This window comes from Planktotalea sp., from assembly GCF_049680325.1.
In the GTDB taxonomy this organism is placed as follows: Bacteria; Pseudomonadota; Alphaproteobacteria; order Rhodobacterales; family Rhodobacteraceae; genus Planktotalea.
In genome coordinates this window covers 1-1,859 of sequence record NZ_JBAUHO010000211.1, presented here as the reverse complement: position 1 = coordinate 1,859, position 1,859 = coordinate 1, and the positions used below count along the sequence as shown (strand labels likewise).

General features: G+C 53.9%; 3 protein-coding genes and 1 pseudogene. 3 read left to right on the top strand and 1 reads right to left on the bottom strand.

The genetic code is table 11. The annotated features are described in order from the left end of the window. From WBC85_RS09630 to WBC85_RS09620, 3 genes and pseudogenes are all read left to right on the top strand, one after another. Positions 1 to 137, top strand: a pseudogene (locus tag WBC85_RS09630) (DUF2927 domain-containing protein); the annotation flags it as partial. Between the two features lie 3 nt (positions 138 to 140). After that, positions 141 to 308 (top strand): hypothetical protein, encoded by a 168-nt coding sequence (locus tag WBC85_RS09625; protein WP_424435933.1) that lies wholly within the window; start codon positions 141 to 143, stop codon positions 306 to 308. A 3-nt stretch (positions 309 to 311) separates the two neighbouring features. Beyond that, the gene (locus tag WBC85_RS09620; RefSeq protein WP_424435930.1) at positions 312 to 1,496 is read left to right on the top strand and encodes a vWA domain-containing protein; all 1,185 of its coding nucleotides are present in this window, start codon (positions 312 to 314) and stop codon (positions 1,494 to 1,496) included. Positions 1,497 to 1,510: 14 nt separating this feature from the next. On the opposite strand, the gene WBC85_RS09615 is transcribed toward WBC85_RS09620, so the two are convergent. Then, the gene (locus tag WBC85_RS09615; RefSeq protein ID WP_424435927.1) at positions 1,511 to 1,675 is read right to left on the bottom strand and encodes a hypothetical protein; all 165 of its coding nucleotides are present in this window, start codon (positions 1,673 to 1,675) and stop codon (positions 1,511 to 1,513) included. Between the last annotated feature and the right edge of the window lie 184 nt (positions 1,676 to 1,859).

The following is a 1,859-nucleotide window of genomic DNA, read 5'->3' as shown; positions in this document are numbered from 1 at the left end:
GACGTTCCTCAGAAGCACGCACCATCCGTATGGACAGTTTGGGATGGGCGCGATACGGCTTTGGTGCAGACTGGGCTGTGCGGGCCAAATTGCGTGAGATTTCATCGCTTAGCCCGCTGAAACGAGGACGCGGGTAAACAATGATCTATACAATCGCGGGGCTATTCGGCATCGCTCTTGGCGCATGGCGCGCGAAAAAAAGCGGCGGCAATCTGGCAGATATGGCCCAGTTTGCCGCAGCACACGGCATTGCCTTCCTGTTGGCGGGCTTTGTTATTACGCTTATTGTGCATCGTTTGGCGCTCTGATCGATGTTTCTGCCCTTCTTTGACAACCTTCGAGGCGGCGGCATACCCGTTTCGTTGCGCGAATATCTTTCCTTTCTGGAAGGCGTCAAACGCGGGCTTGTGACTTATGACATTGAAGCCTTCTATTACCTGGCCCGCACGGCCATGGTGAAAGACGAACGCAACATCGACAAGTTTGACCGCGCCTTTGCCGCAACGTTCAAAGGCCTCGAAGCGATCAGCACAGAAGATATGCTGAACGCGGTCGAAATCCCCGAAGAGTGGCTTCGCAAGATGGTCGAGAAGCACCTGAGCGAGGAAGAGAAGGCCGAAATCGAAGCGCTTGGCGGGTTTGAAAAGCTGATGGAGACGCTCAAAGAGCGCCTGAAAGAACAAGAAGGTCGCCATCAGGGCGGCAACAAATGGATTGGAACGGGCGGCACCTCCCCCTTTGGGGCGCATGGTTATAACCCCGAAGGCGTGCGTATCGGTCAGGACAAAAGCCGCCATCAGCGCGCCGTCAAAGTTTGGGACAAGCGCGAGTTCAAGAACCTCGACGACAGCGTCGAGCTGGGCACACGTAATATCAAGGTGGCCCTCAAACGTCTGCGCCGCTGGGCGCGGGACGGAGCGACAGAAGAGCTTGATCTGAACGGCACCATTCGCGCGACTGCAGAGCACGGCTATCTGGACGTCAAAACCCGTCCAGAGCGACGCAATGCGGTGAAAGTTCTATTATTTCTTGATGTTGGCGGATCGATGGACCCGCATATCAAAGTCGTGGAAGAGCTGTTTTCAGCGGCGCGCACCGAGTTCAAGCATCTGGAATACTTCTATTTCCACAATTGTCTTTATGAGGGCGTCTGGCGCGACAACGCGCGTCGCTGGGATGCTCAGACCCCGACCCATGAAGTTTTGCGCACCTACGGGCCTGATTATAAATGTATTTTCGTCGGTGACGCATCCATGAGCCCTTATGAGGTCGCCTATCCGGGCGGCGCGAACGAGCATTGGAACCCGGAAAGCGGCGAAACATGGCTGCGCCGCGCGCGCGCGCAGTGGAAAAGCAATCTCTGGATTAATCCCGTGCCCGAGCAGCATTGGAACTATACCCATTCGATAAAAATGATCGGCGAAATATTTGAAGATCAAATGGTTCCTATGACGCTCTCCGGTCTAGAGCGCGGCATGAAAGACCTTACGCGCTAACAAACAACGCCGGCCTAGACAGGCATGTTGTCGAACTGGCTTTCGATTTCGTCATCTTCCGCACTGTGAACCAGTTCAAGGCGCGCCTGCTGCTTCATACTAAGGACCAATCGATCAAGTTGCGCCAACATTTCGGTTTGCTCATGCTTTGGGGCCGCTGCGATTCTGAGTCGAAGCATTTCTATTTCTTGTTTGTTTATAGCATCTTGCATCACGTCACTCCTTGCTGTGCAGCATCAGGTTACGGTTGGAATAATGATCCAGCCTTGATCCAGCGCAACTTTAGGTGGTTTTTTGTACAGAATTGTCCAAGCGCGAGATATCTGGACGAGCGTGAATTGGCAGGTTAGATAGCCCTATGAC